Here is a 16,642-nt window from a genome sequence, read left to right on the forward strand (position 1 = left end):
CGCCCCGCATCTGCGACCCGACTCGACCTCACGGCATGAACCGGCATGAACAAGGACTCGGTGGGACCCAACATGTCCAATGACGACGCACGGCTTCTCGACTACCTCAAGCGGGTCACGGCGGATCTGCACCAGACGCGGCGCAGGCTCCAGGAGGCCGAGAACCAGGACCACGAGCCCATCGCCATCGTCGCGATGAGCTGCCGCTACCCGGGCGGGGTCAGCACCCCCGAGGAGCTGTGGCGGCTCGTCGCCGAGGGCCGTGACGCCATCTCCACCTTCCCCACCGACCGCGGCTGGGACCTCGACGCGCTGCGCGGCGAGGAGAGCGACACCGCCTCCGGCAGCAGTTACGTGAACGAGGGCGGGTTCGTCCGGGACGTCGCCGATTTCGACGCCGGATTCTTCGGGATCAGCCCCAACGAGGCTCTCACCATGGACCCGCAGCAGCGGCTCCTCCTGGAGGTCGCCTGGGAGGCCGTCGAGCGGGCCGGGATCGACCCCACATCGCTGCGCGGCAAGCCGGTCGGCGTGTTCGCCGGCTCCGGCATCCAGGACTACGAGTACATCGTCGGCGCGGCGGGCGAGGTCGCCGAGGCCTACATGACCACCGGCAACGCTGCCGCCGTCATCTCCGGTCGCATCTCCTACACCCTGGGTCTCGAAGGTCCGGCCGTCACCGTGGACACGGCCTGCTCGTCGTCGCTCGTCTCCCTCCACCTGGCCGCCACCGCCCTGCGCCGCCGCGAGTGCACGCTCGCCCTCGCGGGTGGCGTCATGGTGATGTCCACGCCGTCCCCGTTCATCGCGTTCAGCCGGCAGCGCGGCCTCGCCCCGGACGGCCGCTGCAAGGCGTTCGCGGAGGCGGCGGACGGCACCGGCTGGTCCGAGGGCGCCGGCATGCTCGTCCTCGAACGCCTCGCGGACGCCCGGCGCAACGGTCACCCCGTCCTCGCCGTCGTACGAGGCAGCGCGGTCAACCAGGACGGCGCCAGCAACGGCCTCACCGCCCCCAACGGGCGCGCCCAGCAGCGCGTCATCCGCCAGGCCCTCGCCAACGCCCAGCTCTCCGCCACCCATGTCGACGCCGTCGAGGGCCACGGCACGGGCACGACGCTCGGTGACCCCATCGAGGCGCAGGCGCTGCTCGCCACCTACGGACAGGGGCGCGAGGAGGACCGGCCGTTGTGGCTGGGGTCCATCAAGTCGAACATGGGCCACGCGCAGGCCGCGGCGGGCGTCGGCAGCATCATCAAGATGGTCGAGGCACTGCGCCACGGCATGCTGCCCAAGACCCTGCACGTGGACGAGCCGTCAAGCCATGTGGACTGGTCGGCGGGGCGCGTACGGCTGTTGACGGAGACGCGGCCCTGGGAGCGCACGGAGGACCGCCCGCGGCGTGCGGGCGTCTCGGCATTCGGCGTCAGTGGCACCAACGCGCACGTGATCCTGGAGGAGGCGCCGGCGGAGTCGGAGGTGTCGGCGGCGTCGGAGGCGGAGCCCACTGACACCGATGGAGCCCCCGAAGCGTCGGCGGTTCCCATCACCTCTCTGCCGTCCGTTCTGCCGTGGACTCTTTCGGGGCGTGACGCGGCGGCCCTTGCTGCGCAGGCGGGCCGTTTGCATGCCCGTATCGCGGGTGACGTGGAGGTGGGCGACGCGCAGGCGGGCGCCGCCGACTTTGCGTACTCCCTGGCGACCGCCCGTGCCGCTCTCGACCACCGCGCGGTTGTTCTCGCGGACAGCCGGGAGACGGCGCTGTCCGGTCTTACCGCTCTGATCGAGGGCGAAACCCACCCGGCGGTGGTTCGGGGAGTGGCCGCGAAGGGTCGGACGGCGTTCCTGTTCACGGGGCAGGGCGCGCAGCGGTTGGGGATGGGGCGTGAGTTGTGCGCTGCGTTCCCGGTGTTTGCGGGGGCGTTTGATGCGGTGTGCGGTGAGGTAGACGCGCATCTGGATCGTGGGTTGCGGGAGGTGGTGTGGGGGAACGACGGCGACGCGTTGAACTCGACCGCGTACACGCAGCCTGCGCTTTTTGCGTTCGAGGTGGCGTTGTTCCGGCTGCTGGAGTCGTGGGGCGTCAAGCCTGATGTCGTGATCGGTCACTCGATCGGGGAGTTGGCGGCTGCGCATGTCGCGGGTGTGTTGTCTCTGGCCGACGCGGCGAAGCTCGTTGTTGCGCGCGGTCGGTTGATGCAGGCCCTGCCTTCCGGTGGGGCGATGGTCGCCGTGCAGGCGACCGAAGATGAGGTCGGTCCGATTCTTACCCCCGGGGTAGGAATCGCCGCGGTTAACGGTCGCCGTTCGGTGGTCGTCTCCGGGGTGGAGTCCGAGGCGCTCGCCGTGGGAGAGCACTTCGCATCCCTCGGGCGGAAGACCAGACGCCTTTCCGTTTCGCACGCCTTCCATTCCCCGTTGATGGACCCGATGCTCGACGACTTCCGAGCTGTCGCGGCCGGGTTGACGTTCAACGAGCCGCGTACGCCTGTCGTCTCGACGGTGTCCGGTGCTCTGTCGTCGGACTGGCAGTCGCCGGAGTACTGGGTCGACCAGGTCCGGCGCCCTGTCCGCTTCGCCGACGCCGTAAACGCCGCCGAAGCCTTCGGTGCCCGCACGTTCGTGGAGATCGGCCCGGACGCCGTCCTCACCGCTCTCGCGGCTGCCTCCGCCTCCGACGAAGGCACGACCTGTGTCGCGCTGATACGGAAGGGCCGCGTCGAGTCCGAGACGCTGGTGGCGGGTCTGGGGCGACTGTTCACCGCCGGCCTCGCGATCGACTGGGAGGCGTTCTACGCGGGCTCCGGGGCGCGCAGGGTCGCGCTGCCCACGTACGCGTTCCAGCGTGCCCGCTACTGGGTGGAGGGGACCGGCGCCCCCGGCGACATCTCCGCCGCCGGGCTGGCTGCGGCCGGGCATCCGTTGCTCGGCGCTGTGGTCTCGCTCGCGGACTCCGGCGGCGTCGTCCTGACGGGCCGCATCTCGCTGTCCGCACAGTCCTGGCTCGCCGATCACGTCGTGGGCGAATCCGTGGTCTTCCCCGGCACCGGCTTCGTCGAACTCGCGGTTCGGGCCGGGGACCAGGTCGGCTGTGAGGTGCTGGACGAGCTGATGCTCCAGGCCCCGTTGGTGCTGCCCGCACGCGGTGCCGTGGCGCTCCAGGTGGAGGTGGGCGCGGCGGACGCGTCCGGACGCCGGCCGTTCAGCGTGCACTCGCGCCGTGACGACCAGCCCGACCAGCCCTGGACCCTGCACGCCTCCGGAGTCCTCGCGGCCACCACCGCGGAGCCGGCCCCCTTCGATCTGTCGGCGTGGCCGCCGCCCGGCGCGGAGGCCGTCGACACGGACGGCGTGTACGCGTCGCTGGCCGAGGCCGGACTCGCGTACGGGCCGGCCTTCCGGGGGCTGACGGCGGCCTGGCGGTCCGGGAACGACATCTGGGCCGAGGTAGCGCTGCCCGAGGGAGCGCGGGCGGGGGCCGCCGCCTTCGGGCTGCACCCGGCACTGTTGGACGCCTCGCTGCACGGCTCCGTCTTCACGGACCTGTACGCGGAGGCGACCGGGCCCGTGCTGCCGTTCGTCTGGACGGGCGTACGTCTGCACGCCTCCGGGGCCGCACGGCTGCGGGTGCGGATCTCGCCGGACGGCGCCGGAGCCGTCGCCCTGTCCGTCGCCGACGAGGCGGGCAGGCCGGTGCTGTCCGTGGACTCGCTCGTGCTGCGCGAGGTCACCGCGGAACAACTGGCCGCCGCCCGTACGGTCGCCCATGAGTCACTGTTCGGCCTGGACTGGGTCGAACTTCCGGCGGGCGAAACGGTTTCGGCACCCGTGGACTGGGCAGAGCCGCGCCCGGACGGGGAGATGCCCGAGAGCGTCGTCCTGCGGTCCCGGCACCGGGGCGCGGACCCGGCAACGGTCCGGGCGGCCACCACCGAGGTCCTTGCCGCACTCCAGCACTGGCTGGCGGCCGACCGCGCTGCCGACTCCCGGCTGCTCATCGCCACCAGCGGCGCCGTGGCCGGCGCGCAGGGCGTGGACGACGTCACCGACCTGGCCGGGGCGGCCGTCTGGGGCCTCATACGCTCCGCGCAGGCCGAGCACCCCGGGCGGCTTCTTCTCGCCGACCTGGACGACCTGGCCGACGACGCACAGGCAGCGGCCGCGCTGGCGACCGGCGAGTCCCAGACCCTCGTACGCGGCACGACCGTGTACGGCGCCCGCCTCGTCCGCCTCAACGACGACCCCGAGACGCGGGTCCGCCCCGACTTCGGTGCCGGCACCGTCCTGGTCACGGGCGCGACGGGTGCGCTCGGCAGCCTGGTGGCCCGGCGGCTCGTCGAGAACCACGGCGTACGCGGCCTGCTGCTGCTCTCCCGGCGCGGCGCGGACGCCCCCGGCGCTTCCGAGCTGTCCGACGAGCTGCGCGCGCTCGGCGCCGAGGTGACCGTCGCTGCCTGCGACGTCGCGGACCGGGACGCCCTTGCGGCTGTGCTGGACGGGGTGCCGCTGACCGGTGTCGTCCATCTGGCGGGTGTTCTGGACGACACGCTGATCGACTCGCTGACCCCGGAACGTTTGGACACCGTTCTGCGGGCAAAGGCCGATGCCGCGCTCCACCTGCATGAGCTGACCCGCGACCGGGAACTGTCGGCGTTCGTCCTGTTCTCCTCGGCCACCGGCGTCCTCGGCATCCCCGGCCAGGGCAACTACGGCGCCGCCAACGCACTGCTCGACGCCCTCGCCGCCCACCGCACCGCGCACGGCCTGCCCTCCCGCTCCCTCGCCTGGGGCCTGTGGGCGAGCGGCATGTCCGGCACCCTCACGGACGCCGACCTCCAGCGCATGAGCCGCACCGGCATCGGCGCCCTCACCTCCGCGTACGGCCTGGAACTCTTCGACCGGGCGTTGACCGTGGACACGCCGCTGGTGCTGCCGATCCGGCTCGATGTGCGCACCCTCGCCGAGGCCGGTGAGGCGCTGCCGCCGCTGTTCCGGAAGCTTGTACGCGTACGGGCCCGGCGCGCCGCCGGTTCCGCGCCGGAGGTAGCGGGGGAGCTGCGCGGCCGGCTGGCAGGGCTGGACCGGGAGGAGCGGGAGCGCGTTCTGCTGGACCTGGTCCGTACCCAGGTCGCGGTGGCCCTCGGATACCCGGACGCGCAGGCCGTGGACGAGACGCGCGCCTTCAGCGAGCTGGGCTTCGACTCGCTCACGGCCGTCGAGTTCCGCAACGCGCTGAGCGCCGCCGCCGAGGTCCGGCTGCCCGCGACCCTCGCCTTCGACTACCCCAGCCCGCGCGCCCTGGCCCGGCACCTGCTCAGTGAACTCGACGGCTCTCTTGCCGAGGTGAGTCCCGCGCGAGGTGTGAACGGGGTTGGTGACGGGAACGACGATGACCCGATCGTGATCGTCTCCATGGCATGCCGCTATCCGGGCGGGGTACGCAGCCCCGAGCAGCTGTGGCGGCTCGTCGCCGACGGTGTGGACGCGGTCTCCGACTTCCCTGACAACCGCGGCTGGGACCTGGACCGCGTGTACGACCCGACTGCCGAGCGTCCGCACACCAGCTACGCCAACGAGGGCGGGTTCCTGCACGACGCGGGCGAGTTCGACCCCGCGTTCTTCGGGATCAGCCCCAACGAGGCCGCGATCATGGACCCGCAGCAGTTCCTGCTGCTTGAAACGGCTTGGGAGGCGTTCGAGCGGGCCGGGATCGACCCGGAGACCCTGCGCGGCAGCATGACCGGCGTCTACGCCGGGATGATGTACCACGACTACGCGGCCAACAACAGCACCGGAGCGATCGCCTCCGGTCGCGTTTCGTACGTGTTCGGCCTGGAGGGCCCTGCCGTCACCGTGGACACGGCCTGCTCGTCCTCGCTGGTCTCGCTGCACATGGCGGCCCAGGCGCTGCGGTCCGGGGAATGCTCGCTCGCCCTCGCCGGCGGTGTCGCGGTCATGGCGACCCCCGAGGTGTTCGTCGAGTTCAGCCGGCAGCGGGGCCTCGCCCCGGACGGCCGCTGCAAGTCCTTCGGCATCGGCGCCAACGGCACCGGCTGGGGCGAGGGCGCGGGCATGCTGCTCCTGGAGCGCCTGTCGGACGCGCGGCGCAATGGTCACCCCGTGCTGGCGGTGGTCCGGGGTTCGGCGCTGAACCAGGACGGCGCCAGCAACGGCCTCACGGCGCCGAATGGTCCGTCGCAGCAGCGGGTGATCCGCCAGGCGCTGGCCAATGCGGGGCTGACGGCTGCGGAGGTGGACGCGGTGGAGGCGCACGGCACGGGCACACGCCTCGGTGACCCGATCGAGGCGCAGGCGCTGCTTGCCACGTATGGCCAGGGGCGGCCGGAGGGCCAGCCGCTGTGGCTGGGATCGATCAAGTCGAACATGGGTCACACGCAGGCGGCAGCCGGTGTCGCGGGGATCATCAAGATGGTGATGGCGATGCGGCACGGTGTGCTGCCGCCCACCCTGCACGCCGGGGAGCGCTCGGACCAGATCGACTGGTCCGAGGGTGACGTGGAGCTGTTGACGGAGGCGCGGGAATGGGTGCCGACCGGACACCCGAGGCGCGCGGGCATCTCGTCCTTCGGCATCAGCGGGACGAACGCGCACGTCATCGTGGAGGAGGCGCCCGAGGCTCCTGTGGTCGGTGCGACCGGTGACACGGGTGCGGATCTGGCCGTTACGCCGTGGGTGCTGTCCGCGAAGAGCGCGGACGCGCTGGCCGGCCAGGCGTCCCAACTGCTGACCGTGGCCGAAGACCACCGTGCCGAGGACATCGGCCACTCACTGGTGGCGACACGGCCGGTGTTCGAGCACCGGGCCGTGGTGCTCGGTGACCGTGCGGGTGCGCTGGCGGCGCTGGCGGCGGGCGAGGAGCATGCGGGGCTGGTGCGGGGGGTGACGCGGGCGGTTGGTAAGTCGGCGTTTCTGTTTACGGGTCAGGGTGCGCAGCGGCTCGGTATGGGGCGTGAGTTGTACGGGGCGTTCCCGGTGTTCGCGGGGGCGTTTGATGCGGTGTGCGGTGAGGTAGACGCGCATCTGGATCGTGGGTTGCGGGAGGTGGTGTGGGGGAACGACGCGGAGGCGCTGAACTCCACCGCGTACACGCAGCCCGCGCTTTTTGCGTTCGAGGTAGCGCTGTTTCGGCTGGTGGAGTCGTGGGGCGTCAAGCCTGATGTCGTTGCCGGTCACTCGATCGGGGAGTTGGCCGCCGCACATGTCGCCGGAGTGCTGTCTCTGGCCGATGCAGCGAAGCTCGTCGTAGCGCGTGGTCGGTTGATGCAGTCCCTGCCCGCAGGTGGCGCGATGGTTGCTGTGCAGGCGTCCGAGGATGAGGTCGGTGCGATTCTTACCACCGGGGTAGAAATCGCCGCGGTGAACGGGCCCCAGGCCGTCGTCGTCTCCGGAACCGACTTCGAAGCGCAGAGCATCGCCGAGCACTTCGCCGCCCTCGGCCGGAAGACCAGCCGTCTTCCCGTCTCACATGCCTTCCACTCCTCCCTCATGGCACCGATGCTCGACGACTTCCGGGCCGTCACCGCGGAGTTGACGTTCAACGAACCTCGTATCCCCGTCGTATCGACCGTCTCTGGCGCCCTTTCCACCGACTGGCAGTCCCCCGAATACTGGGTCGACCAGGTCCGTCGCCCCGTCCGGTTCGCGGACGCCGTCCGTGCTGCCGAGGCGTTCGGCGCCCGTACCTTCGTCGAGATCGGTCCCGATGCGGTCCTGACCGCTCTCGGTGCCTCCTCCGCAGCCGACGACAGCTCCGCCTTCACCCCCCTCGTACGCAAGAATCGCCCCGAGGCCGAGTCGCTGGTCGCGGGACTGGGCCGGCTGTACGTGGACGGGGTCCACGTGGGCTGGGAGGCGTACTTCGCCGGCTGCGGGGCAGTCCGGGTCGAGCTGCCCACGTACGCCTTCCAGCGCACCCGCTACTGGGTGGGCACGGACGAGTACCTGGCCAACTCCTGGATCGGCGGCGGTGGCAGCAGCATGGCGACCGCAGGGCTGATCGAGGCCGGGCATCCGCTGCTCGGGGCGGTCGTGCCGTCCCCGGAGGCCGACATGGTGACGTTCACCGGACGTCTGTCGGCCGGTACGCACGGCTGGATCGTGGATCACGATGTCCTCGGAAGCGTTCTGCTGCCAGGTACGGGCTTTGTGGAGCTGGCGATCCGGGCCGGTGACCAGGTCGGCTGCGCGGTCCTGGAGGAACTGGCGCTACAGGCGCCGCTGATCCTGCCCGAGCGCGGGGCCGTGGTCGTGCAGATGGTCGTCGGAGCCGCCGACGCGTCCGCCCGCCGTTCGGTGAGCGTGTACTCGCGTGCCGAGGACCGTCCGGACCTGCCGTGGACCTTGCATGCGGACGGCGTACTCGCCCCCGGTACGCAGGCCGCCGCATTCGATCTCACCGCCTGGCCGCCCGCCGGGGCGGAGGCGCTGTCCCTGGAGGGCGCGTACGACGGTTTGCGCGAGCGGGGGTTCGGGTACGGGCCGACGTTCCAGGGGCTCAAGGCCGCCTGGCGCGTGGGTGACGTGCTGTTCGCCGAGGTCGCCCTGCCGGAGCAGGCGCACGCCGAGGCCGAGAAGTTCGGGCTGCACCCGGCGCTCCTCGACGCCGCCATGCACGCCGCGCTCGTCAACGGCACCGGGGGCGACGAGACCGTCCTGCCCTTCGTATGGCGCGAGGTGAGCCTGCACGCTGCCGGGGCCGCCGCCGTACGCGTACGGATCACGCAGCCGACCCCCGAGAGCCTCTCGTTGCAGGTCGCGGACGCCACCGGGGCCCCTGTGGCCATCGTGGGCGCGGTCGTCGGCCGGCCCGTATCGAGCGAGCAGTTGGCCACGAGCGGCAACGATTCCTTCTTCCGCATCGCCTGGAACAAGCTGCCTTCCGCCCCCGCCCGTACGCCCTCCGGCGCACCCGCCCCGAGCGTCTTCACCTGCGTGACGCGCGCCCCGGACGCCGCTGCGCCGGACGTCGCTGTGCCGAACACCGATGTGCCGGCCGTCGCACACGAGCTGGTGGGCCAGGCGCTGGAGGCCGTGCAGGGCTGGCTCTCCGTGGACCGGCCCGAGGGCGCGGTGCTGGTGGTCGCCACGCGCGGCGCGGTGGCCGTGGCCGAGGGCGAGTCGGTCGATGTGCGACAGGCTCCCGTGTGGGGGCTGGTCCGGGCCGCGCAGGCGGAGAATCCGGGCCGGTTCGTGCTGGTCGACTCGGACGGCTCCGTCCCCTGGGACCAGCTGACCGCCCTCGGCGAACCGGAACTCGTCGTCCGCGACGGTGAGGTGTGGGTGCCGCGCATGGTGCTCGCCGCGCCGCGCGCGACCGAGGACGAGGCCGCCCCGGTGTGGAAGGCAGACGGAACCGTACTCATCACCGGTGGCACCGGCGGACTCGGTGCGCGCGTCGCCCGGCACCTGGTGACCGAACACGGCGTGCGGTATCTGCTGCTGGTCGGGCGCCGGGGCGCGGGCACGCCGGGCGCCGCCGAACTGGTCGCTGAGCTGGACGGGCTCGGTGCCTCTGTCTCCGTGGCGGCCTGCGACGTGGCGGACCGGGAGGCGCTGGCCGAGGTGATCGCTTCCGTGGACCCGGCGTACCCGCTGTCCGGCGTCGTGCACGTGGCCGGCGTCGTGGACAACGGGGTGGTTGGCGCGCTGACGCCCGAGCGTATGGCGGCTGTCCTGCGGCCGAAGGTGGACGCGGCCTGGTATCTGCATGAGCTGACCGCCCACCTGGACCTGTCGGCGTTCGTGATGTTCTCGTCGGCCGGTGGTCTGGTGCTGGCGGCCGGGCAGGGCAACTACGCGGCGGCCAACGTCTTCCTCGACGCACTCGCCGCCAAACGTCACGCCGAAGGACTTCCGGCGACCGCCATGGCCTTCGGGCTCTGGGGCGTCGACACCGGAATGACCAGCATCGCCATGCTGGGCCTCGCCGAGGAGCGCATGGCGGCCCAGGGGCTGCCCGCCCTGTCCGCGACGGAGGGCCTCGCCCTCTTCGACGCGGCCCTGGAGTCGGGCCTCCCGGCCACCGTCCCCCTCCGCATCGACACCAACGTGCTGCGCAACCGCGCCACCGAACTGCCCGCGCTGCTCCGTGGCCTGGTCCGCGTACCCGTACGCCGTACCGCGCAATCCACGGACGGGGGTGACGGTCTCCTCGCTCGGTTGACCGGCCTGGACGCCTCCGCGCGCGCGGAGGCGCTCCTCGAACTCGTCCGGACGCACGTGGCCGGAGTTCTCGGGCACGCGTCCGCCGACGCGATCGAGCCGGAGCGCGCCTTCAGTGAGCTGGGCTTCGACTCACTGGCCGCCGTCGAGCTGCGTAACCGGCTCGGTGCGGCGACCGGTCTCCGGCTGCCCGCCACGCTGATCTTCGACTATCCGACCGCGCATGCCGTCGCCGCGTACGTGGGCGAGGAGGTGGCCGGTTCGGCCGCCGCTCTGCCCGCGCCGGCCCGCGCCCTGTCCACAGCCGGCGGTCCGGCTGTGGACGACGACCCGGTGGTCATCGTCGGCATGGGCTGTCGCTATCCGGGCGGGGTGACGACGCCCGAGGAGTTGTGGCGGCTCGTCGCGGACGGGGTGGACGCCATCGGCGACTTCCCGGCCGACCGGGGCTGGGACCCGGAGGTGTACGACCCCGAGCCCGGCACCCCCGGCCGCACCTACGCCCGCGAGGGCGGCTTCCTCTACCAGGCCCCCGACTTCGATCCGGTGTTCTTCGGGATCAGCCCCAACGAGGCGCTGATGACGGACCCGCAGCAGCGGCTGCTGCTTGAGGTGTCGTGGGAGGCGATCGAGCGGGCCGGGATCGATCCGACGACGCTCAAAGGCTCGTCGACCGGTGTGTTCGCGGGCGTGATGTATCACGACTACGCGCTCGGCGTGGAGGCCGCGGCCAGCAGCGGCGGCAGCCTCGTCTCCGGCCGCACCGCCTACACGCTGGGCCTGGAGGGCCCCGCCGTCACCGTGGACACGGCGTGCTCGTCGTCGCTGGTGGCGCTGCACATGGCGGCGCAGGCGCTGCGTTCCGGTGAGTGCTCGCTCGCCCTGGCCGGCGGGGTCGCGGTCATGGGCACTCCGGGCATGTTCGTCGAGTTCAGCCGGCAGCGCGGGCTCGCCCCGGACGGCCGGTCCAAGTCCTTCGCCGCGTCGGCGGACGGCGTCGCCTGGGGCGAGGGCGCCGGTGTCCTCCTCCTGGAACGGCTCTCCGACGCCCGCGCCAACGGCCACCCGATCGTCGCCGTCCTCCGTGGCTCCGCGCTCAACCAGGACGGTGCCAGCAACGGGATGACTGCGCCGAATGGTCCGTCGCAACAGCGGGTGATCCGCCAAGCCCTCGCCAACGCGGGGCTGACGGCTGCGGAGATCGACGCGGTAGAGGCGCACGGCACCGGCACGACGCTCGGTGACCCGATCGAGGCCCAGGCGCTCCTTGCCACCTACGGGCAGGGGCGCGCGGACGATGCCCCCCTGTGGTTGGGATCCATCAAGTCGAACATGGGCCACACCCAGGCCGCCTCGGGTGTCGCGGGCGTCATGAAGATGGTCATGGCCATGCGCCACGGTGTCTTGCCGAAGACCCTGCACGTGGACGCGCCCTCGGACCAAGTGGACTGGGAGGCCGGAAACGTCGAACTGCTCACTGAGGCACGGGAGTGGCAGCCCGCCGACCGGCCGCGCCGGGCCGGGGTGTCGTCGTTCGGGATCAGCGGGACGAACGCCCATGTGATCGTGGAGGAGGCGCCCGAAACGTCTGACAGCGGCACAGACACAGGCACAGGCACAGGCACCGGCACCGGCACCGGCACAGATGCCGACGCCGACTCGGGCATCGACCGGGGCCAGGGTTCCGGGCTTTCCGTGGTGCCGTGGGTGGTGTCCGGCAAGAGCCCGCAGGCGCTCGCCGCGCAGGCGGAACAGCTGATCGACCGGCTCGCCGGCGACTCCACCTCCAGCCCGGCCGACATCGGCCTGTCGCTCGCCTCCACCCGCACCGCCTTCCCGCACCGCGCTGTCGTCGTCGGCGCCGACACCGAGGAACTGCTCCGTGGCCTGACCGCTCTGGCGCAGGGCCGCAACGCCCCCGCGGTCGCGAGCGGCCAGGCTCGCCGGGGCGGGAAGTCGGCGTTTCTGTTTACGGGTCAGGGTGCGCAGCGCCTCGGTATGGGGCGTGAGCTGTACGGGGCGTTCCCGGTGTTCGCGGAGGCGTTTGACGCGGTCTGCGGTGAGGTAGACACGCACCTCGCCACGGGATTGCGGGAGGTGATGTGGGGGAACGACGCCGACGCGCTCAACTCCACCGCGTACACGCAGCCCGCCCTCTTCGCCTTCGAAGTCGCGCTGTTCCGGCTGGTCGAGAGCTGGGGCGTCAAGCCGGACGTCGTCATCGGTCACTCGATCGGGGAGCTGGCCGCCGCGCATGTCGCCGGAGTGCTGTCTCTGGCCGATGCGGCGAAGCTCGTCGTAGCGCGCGGTCGGCTGATGCAGGCCCTGCCCGCCGGTGGCGCGATGGTTGCTGTGCAGGCGTCCGAAGATGAGGTCGGTGCGATTCTTACCCCCGGCGTAGAAATCGCCGCGGTGAACGGACCCCAGGCCGTCGTCGTCTCCGGAACCGAAGCCGAAACGCACACCATCGCCGAGCACTTCACCGCCCTCGGACGCAAGACCAGCCGCCTTCCCGTCTCACACGCCTTCCACTCCTCCCTCATGAACCCGATGCTCGACAACTTCCGAGCCATCGCCACCCCACTCACGTTCAGCGAACCCCGTATCCCCGTCGTATCGACCGTCTCCGGCGCCCTTTCCACCGACTGGCAGTCCCCCGACTACTGGGTCGACCAGGTCCGTCGCCCCGTCCGCTTCGTGGCCGCCGTGGAGGCCCTGGAGGCGCAGGGCGTGAACCGGTTCCTGGAGATCGGGCCGGACGGCATCCTGACCGGCCTCGCTCAGCAGATCCTCGACCGGGGCGAAGGCGGCCCGGCCGTCCTCGTACCGTCCGTACGCAAGAACCGTCCCGAGCCCGAGGCGCTGGTCACGGCCCTGGGGCGGCTGTACGCGGACGGGGCGCGGGTCGACTGGGAGGCGTTCTACGCGGGCTCCGGGGCGCGGACCGTGGAGCTGCCCACGTACCCGTTCCAGCGCAGCCGTTACTGGGTGGACGCGGCCAAGCCGGCGACCGATGCCGTGGCCGTCGGGCAGGACGCGTTCGACCATCCGCTGCTGGCGGCCGTCGTGGCGTCGCCCGACTCGGAGGCCGTGACGCTCACCGCGCGCGTCTCGCTGGACAGCCAGCCCTGGGTCGCCGACCACGCCGTGCACGGGAGCGTCCTGCTGCCCGGCACCGGCTTCGTGGAGCTCGCCCTCCAGGCCGCCGACCACGTCGGCTGCGGGCTGCTGGAGGAGCTGACGCTGTACGCGCCGCTGGCGCTGCCCGAGCGCGGCGGGGTCGCGCTCCAGGTCGTCGTCGGTGAACCCGACGCGCAGGCCCGGCGCACGGTCCGCGTCTACTCGCGGCCCGAGAATCACCCGGACGAGCCGTGGACCCGGCACGCCGAAGGTGTCGTCGCCGCCGGAACGGGGAACGCGGAGGCGCCGCGCGACCTCACCGCATGGCCGCCCCCCGGCGCCGAGGAACTGGACGCGGACGGCCTGTACGACGGGCTCCAGGAGCGCGGGTTCGGCTACGGGCCGGTGTTCCAGGGGCTGACGGCGGCCTGGCGGCACGGCGACGCGCTGTACGCGGAGATCGCCCTGCCCGAGCAGGCGCATCCGGACGCCGCCCGCTTCGGCCTGCACCCCGCCCTGCTCGACGCCGCCATGCACGCGCTCGGCTTCGGCGGGCTCGGGGCCGAGGAGGACGAGGGGCGGGCGCTGCTCCCCTTCTCCTGGTCCGGGGTCGCCCTGCACGCCGCGTCCGCGACCGCCGTACGGGTCCGGCTCGCGCCGGTCGAGGGCGTGCGCGACGCGGTACGGCTCGACCTCGCCGACCCGGCCGGGGCGGCCGTGGCCTCGGTGGAGGCGCTGCGGCTGCGGCCGGTCGCCGCCGAGCAGCTGGGCGGCGGCGGGTTCCGGGAGGCGCTGCTCGCCGTCGAGTGGCAGCCGGTCGGCGGTGGCAGCGGGCCGCGCGGCGACTGGGCGGTGGCCGGGCCCGGTCTCGTGGTCGCCGGAGTGCCGGTCGTCGCGGGGCTCGACGCGCTGGGCGACGCCGTACCGGATGTGGTGCTGCTGCCCGTCCTCGCGGACGCGGACGGTGCCGGCACCGAGCACGAGGTCCCGGCGGGGACGCGTACCGCCGTGGACGCGGCGCTGGCCGCCGTACAGCGGTGGCTCGCCGAGCCGAGGTTCGCGCGGTCGCGGCTCGTGCTGGTGACCCGGTCCGCGGCGGCCGTCGCGGACGGCGACCCGGTCGATGTGCGGCAGGCGCCCGTATGGGGCCTGGTGCGGGCGGCGCAGGCGGAGAACCCCGGCCGGTTCGTGCTCCTCGACCTGGAGGAGGGCGAGCCCGCGCCGCGCGCGCTGCCCGGAGCGCTCGCCTCCGGCGAACCGGAACTGGCCGTACGCCGTGACCGGGTGCTCGCGCCCCGGCTCGCCCGGTCCGCCGCGCCCGGCGGCGGGACGCCGTGGGACGGGGAGGGCACCGTCCTGATCACCGGTGGCACCGGGGGCCTCGGCGCGATCGTCGCCCGGCACCTGGTGACCGAGCACGGGGTACGCCATCTGGTGCTCGCCGGGCGGCGCGGGCTCGCCGCGCCCAACGCGGCCGGGCTCCGCGACGAACTGACCGCGCTCGGCGCCCGGGTGGAGATCGCCGCGTGCGACGTCTCCGACCGGTCCGCCGTCGCCGCGCTCCTCGCCGGCATCGCCCCGGAGCATCCCCTGCGCGGAGTCGTCCACGCGGCCGGGGTCGCCCACAACGGGCTCGTCGGGGCGCTCACCCCCGAACAGATGGACCACGTCCTGCGCGCCAAGGCGGACGCGGCCTGGCATCTGCACGAGCTGACCGCCCACCTCGACCTGTCGGTGTTCGCGCTGTTCTCGTCGGCGGGCGGGCTCGTCATGGCCGCCGGACAGGGCAACTACGCGGCGGCCAACGTCTTCCTGGACGCCCTCGCCGCGCACCGCCGCTCCCAGGGGCTGGCCGCCACCTCCATGGCGTTCGGGCTGTGGGCCACCGAGACCGGGCTCAGCCAGTGGCTGGGCGAGGCCGACCTCCAGCGGATGCGGCGCACCGGAACCCCGGCGCTCACCGAGGAGGAGGGGCTGTGGCTGTTCGACGCGGCGGTCGCCGCCGACGCCCCGGCGCTCGTCCCGCTCCGCGTCGACCTGGCCGCGCTGCGGGCCCGTACGGACGAGGTCCCGGCCCTGCTGCGGGGCCTCGCCCCGGCCGGGCGCAGGCGGGCCGGGGCCGCGGCCGCCGTCCGGGAGGCCGGCGGGCTCGCGCGGAAGCTGCGCGGGCTGGACGAGGCCGCCCGGACGCGGGCCGTGCTGGACGAGGTGCTGAACCATGCCGCCGAGGTTCTGGGGCATGCGGACGCCGGGGCGGTGGACGCCGAAGCGGGCTTCCTGGAGGCCGGGTTCGACTCGCTGACCGCAGTGGAACTCCGTAACCGGCTCAACGCCGCCTGCGGGCTCTCGCTGCCCGCCATGGTCGTCTTCGACAGCCGCAACCCGCTGGAACTGGCCCGGCTCGTCGCCGGCCGGCTGGCCGCCGAAGGGGGCGACGCGGGGGCGGACGCCACGCCCGCCCCGGCGGCGAGTCCGCTCGACGACACCCTGTACGGGCTGTTCCTGGACGCCATCATGGCGGGGAACATCAAGCCGGGCCTGGCGATGCTGCGCGCGGTGGCCGCGCTGCGGCCCTCGTTCGCCGCGGCCGCCGATCTGGACGTGCTGCCCGAGGCGGTCTCGTACGGGGCACGGGCCAAGGGCGAGGGGGACGGGCGGGCGCCCCGGCTGATCTGCCTCAGCACGCCCACCGTCGCCGGCGGCGTGCACCAGCACGCGCGGCTCGCGGCCCGGCTGTCCGTGCCGGTGTCCGGCATTCCGACGCCCGGCTTCGGACGCGGTGAGTCGCTGCCGGAGTCGTTCGAGGCGGCCGTGGACGTCCTCGCCGAGGCCGTGTTGCGTACGGCGGACGGGGAACCGTTCGTCCTGCTCGGCTTCTCCTCCGGCGGGCTCCTCGCCCACGCCACCGTCGCCCGCCTGGAGCGGGTGCACGGGGTGCGGCCGGCCGGGCTCGTCCTGCTGGACACGTACTACATGGGCGCGGCCAACGACGCGATCTTCGACCAGATGGCGTCCGCCGTCCCCGACAAGGCCGCGACGCTCGGTGCGTTCAGCAGCGCCGAACTCTCCGCGATGGGCCGGTACGTGGAACTGCTGCCGCAGTTCACGCAGGCCGACATCGAGGCGCCGGTGCTGTTCGTCCGGGCCGGGGACCTGTTCGAGGCGGGCGAGCGGGCCGGCGTCGGCGAGGGCGGCTGGCAGGCCGACTGGAACGGCGCCGACACCGTCGCGACCGTGCCCGGCACGCATTTCACCATCGTCGAACAGCACGTCGACACGACGGCACCCGTCATCGACGGCTGGCTGAAGGACCTGAAGGAGCGGATCTCCTCGTGAACACGCA

The 16,642-nt window shown here is 72.9% G+C and carries 1 protein-coding gene; it reads left to right on the plus strand.

Annotated elements, in window-relative coordinates:
- Positions 1-72: 72 nt before the first annotated feature.
- Positions 73-16,635 carry a type I polyketide synthase gene (locus DNK56_RS18195; protein ID WP_241989982.1) on the plus strand — a complete coding sequence of 5,521 codons (16,563 nt, stop codon included), beginning with the start codon at positions 73-75 and terminating at the stop codon, positions 16,633-16,635.
- Positions 16,636-16,642: the final 7 nt, after the last annotated feature.

The organism is Streptomyces sp. AC1-42W, assembly GCF_003248355.1.
GTDB lineage: Bacteria > Actinomycetota > Actinomycetes > Streptomycetales > Streptomycetaceae > Streptomyces.

Coding starts and splice junctions, on each gene's coding strand:
- DNK56_RS18195 (WP_241989982.1), top strand. CDS start 73: ATGTCCAATGACGACGCACGGCTTCTCGACTACCTCAAGCGGGTCACG.